Source organism: Thalassolituus sp. UBA2590 (assembly GCF_002339775.1).
GTDB lineage: Bacteria > Pseudomonadota > Gammaproteobacteria > Pseudomonadales > Oceanobacteraceae > Thalassolituus.
This window is the reverse complement of the sequence record NZ_DDKU01000057.1, coordinates 1-2,714: the sequence shown is the minus strand read 5'-3', so window position 1 is coordinate 2,714 and position 2,714 is coordinate 1. Positions and strand designations below refer to the sequence as shown.

7 protein-coding genes are annotated in these 2,714 nt (G+C 50.3%); all 7 read left to right on the top strand.

The genetic code is table 11. The features are described from left to right. Positions 1-130 (top strand): small ribosomal subunit protein uS17 (locus tag B2067_RS05215; protein WP_301387680.1); only part of this gene is annotated, 130 nt, incomplete at its 5' end. Between the two features lie 31 nt (positions 131-161). After that, the gene (gene rplN / locus B2067_RS05210) at positions 162-530 is read left to right on the top strand and encodes a 50S ribosomal protein L14 (RefSeq protein ID WP_068438793.1); all 369 of its coding nucleotides are present in this window, start codon (positions 162-164) and stop codon (positions 528-530) included. Positions 531-541: 11 nt separating this feature from the next. After that, positions 542-856 (top strand): 50S ribosomal protein L24, encoded by a 315-nt coding sequence (rplX, locus tag B2067_RS05205; protein WP_068443291.1) that lies wholly within the window; start codon positions 542-544, stop codon positions 854-856. 17 nt (positions 857-873) lie between these two features. Then, entirely contained in the window at positions 874-1,413 is a 540-nt protein-coding gene (gene rplE / locus B2067_RS05200; RefSeq protein WP_068443294.1) for a 50S ribosomal protein L5, read from the top strand. Between the two features lie 10 nt (positions 1,414-1,423). Further along, entirely contained in the window at positions 1,424-1,729 is a 306-nt protein-coding gene (gene rpsN / locus B2067_RS05195) for a 30S ribosomal protein S14 (protein WP_068443297.1), read from the top strand. A 168-nt stretch (positions 1,730-1,897) separates the two neighbouring features. Next, positions 1,898-2,290, top strand: coding sequence for a 30S ribosomal protein S8 (gene rpsH, locus B2067_RS05190; RefSeq protein ID WP_068443069.1), 393 nt, complete (start codon positions 1,898-1,900; stop codon positions 2,288-2,290). An 11-nt stretch (positions 2,291-2,301) separates the two neighbouring features. Beyond that, positions 2,302-2,714 (top strand): 50S ribosomal protein L6 (gene rplF, locus B2067_RS05185; protein WP_301387678.1); only part of this gene is annotated, 413 nt, incomplete at its 3' end.

The following is a 2,714-nucleotide window of genomic DNA, read 5'->3' as shown; positions in this document are numbered from 1 at the left end:
AGTAATGGCACACGATGCCAACAACGAGTGTCAGATTGGCGACACCGTTACTGTAAAAGAGTCGCGTCCTATGTCTAAAAACAAGACTTGGGCGCTGGTATCAATCGACGAGCGCGCCGCCAAGGTTTAATACCGGGCGCACGTAGTTAGGAGCGATAGGCATGATCCAGACACAATCCATGCTTGACGTTGCCGACAACAGCGGCGCGAAGCGTGTTCAGTGCATTAAAGTACTGGGCGGCTCTCATCGTCGTTATGCCGGCATCGGTGACCTGATCAAGGTATCCGTAAAGGAAGCAATTCCACGCGGTAAAGTTAAGAAAGGCCAGGTGATGAACGCAGTTGTTGTTCGTACCCGTAAAGGCGTACGTCGTCCGGATGGTTCAATCATCCGTTTCGACACCAACTCTGCGGTACTGCTGAATGCGTCGAACGCACCAGTTGGCACACGTATCTTCGGCCCTGTGACTCGTGAGCTGCGTTCTGAGCAGTTCATGAAGATCATTTCCCTTGCGCCTGAAGTGCTTTAAGGAGCAGTGAAATGTTGAAAATTCGCAGAAATGACGAAGTAGTTGTTATCGCCGGTAAAGACAAAGGCAAGCGCGGCAAGGTACAGAAAGTACTGGCTGACGGTCGTCTGATTGTCTCTGGCATTAACATGGTGAAAAAACACCAGAAACCAAACCCGTACCTGCAGCAGCCAGGCGGCATCGTTGAAAAAGAAGCCAGCATTCAGGTTTCTAACGTTGCGATCTGGAACCCTAAGACTGAGAAAGCTGACCGTGTTGGCTTCAAAGTTGAAGGCGAGAGCAAGGTACGTATCTTCAAATCTACTGGCGATCAAGTTGACGCCTGATAGGACTGGATACTGCTATGTCACGTTTAAAAGACCTGTACAAAAATGAAGTAGTAGCCAAGCTGACTGAAGAGTTTGGTTACAAAAACCCAATGGAAGTGCCGCGCGTTTCTAAAATTACCCTGAACATGGGTGTTGGTGAAGCGCTGGGTGACAAGAAGCTGATGGACAGCGCAGTTGCTGATATGGAAGCAATTGCCGGTCAGAAAGCGATCGTTACCAAGGCACGTAAATCAGTCGCGGGCTTTAAAGTCCGTGAAGGCTGGCCGATTGGCTGTAAAGTAACCCTGCGTCGTGACCGTATGTGGGAATTCATGGATCGCCTGGTAGACATCTCTCTGCCACGTGTGCGCGACTTCCGTGGTATTAACCCTAAGTCATTCGACGGTCGTGGTAACTACAGCATGGGCGTGAAGGAACAGATCATCTTTCCGGAAATTGAATACGATAAAGTAGACAAGGTTCGCGGTATGGATGTCACCATCACCACTACGGCTAAAACAAACGATGAAGGCCGCGCTTTGCTGAAAGCGCTGCAGTTCCCGTTCCGCAACTAAGGAGTGAATCATGGCCAAAATTAGCATGAAGCAGCGTGAGCTGAAGCGTGAAAAACTGGTTGCCAAGTTCGCTGCCAAGCGCGAAGAACTGAAAGCCATCATCAAAAACCCAGCGTCTTCTGATGAAGATCGCTGGAACGCACAACAGGCTCTGCAGCAGCTGCCACGTGATTCGTCACCAAGCCGTCTGCAGCGTCGTTGTCAGATGACAGGCCGTCCGCACGGCGTTTACCGTAAGTTCAAGCTGTCACGTATTAAACTGCGTGAAGAAGGCATGAAAGGTAACGTGCCAGGTCTGAAAAAAGCTAGTTGGTAAGCAATTCCCAACTCGTGTAGAATGCGCGCCTGATTTCAGGTGCGCTTCTCTTTACTCTGCCAAATCCTTGTTCTGCAATGCAGCTTGGATCGGCGGAGTATTGTCGTCTCAGGATTTTTTCCGGATGGGCATGGGGAGAGGGGCGCTGTACAACCGAGGAATATACAAATGAGTATGCAAGATACGTTGGCGGATATGTTCACCCGCATTCGTAATGCCCAGCAAGCTGGTCACACGAATGTAAGCATGCCGTCATCAAAAATTAAGAAGTCTGTGGCTCAGGTTCTCGAATCTGAAGGCTACATCGCTGGCTTCTCTGTCGATAGTGAGGTTAAGCCTACTATGACTATCGACCTGAAATACTACGAAGGCAAGCCGGTTATTGAGCGCATTCAGCGTGTTAGCCGTCCTGGTCTGCGTCAGTACCGTGGTACTACCGAGCTGCCTAAAGTAGAGGCTGGTCTGGGCGTTGCCATCGTTTCAACTTCGAAAGGCGTAATGACTGACCGCGCTGCCCGTGCTGCGGGTGTTGGCGGCGAAGTCATCGCGACCGTATTCTAAGGAGTTTATCGATGTCTCGCGTAGCAAAAGCTCCTGTCGCAATTCCAGCTGGCGTTGAAGTCAAGCTGGCTGACGACAAGATCACAATTAAAGGTAAGCAAGGTCAGCTTGAACTCGACGTTCACGCTTCTGTGGCAATCAGCCAGGAAGAGAACGAACTGAAGTTCGCGCCTAAGTCTGCCGACAAACAGGCTAACGCCCTCGCCGGTACTTTCCGGTCACTGGTTAACAACATGGTTACCGGTGTCAGCGTTGGTTTTGAGAAGAAACTGATTCTTCAGGGTGTTGGTTACCGTGCGAAAGCATCTGGTAAGACTCTGAATCTGTCACTGGGTTTCTCTCACCCTGTTGATTATGCACTGCCTGAAGGTGTAACTGCCGAAACCCCAAGCCAGACTGAAGTCGTTATCAAAGGTATCGACAA

What these genes read in the sequence shown, in the direction of transcription:
- rplN (WP_068438793.1), top strand. Translation starts at nt 162, where the DNA reads ATGATCCAGACACAATCCATGCTTGACGTTGCCGACAACAGCGGCGCG.
- rplX (WP_068443291.1), top strand. Translation starts at nt 542, where the DNA reads ATGTTGAAAATTCGCAGAAATGACGAAGTAGTTGTTATCGCCGGTAAA.
- rplE (WP_068443294.1), top strand. Translation starts at nt 874, where the DNA reads ATGTCACGTTTAAAAGACCTGTACAAAAATGAAGTAGTAGCCAAGCTG.
- rpsN (WP_068443297.1), top strand. Translation starts at nt 1,424, where the DNA reads ATGGCCAAAATTAGCATGAAGCAGCGTGAGCTGAAGCGTGAAAAACTG.
- rpsH (WP_068443069.1), top strand. Translation starts at nt 1,898, where the DNA reads ATGAGTATGCAAGATACGTTGGCGGATATGTTCACCCGCATTCGTAAT.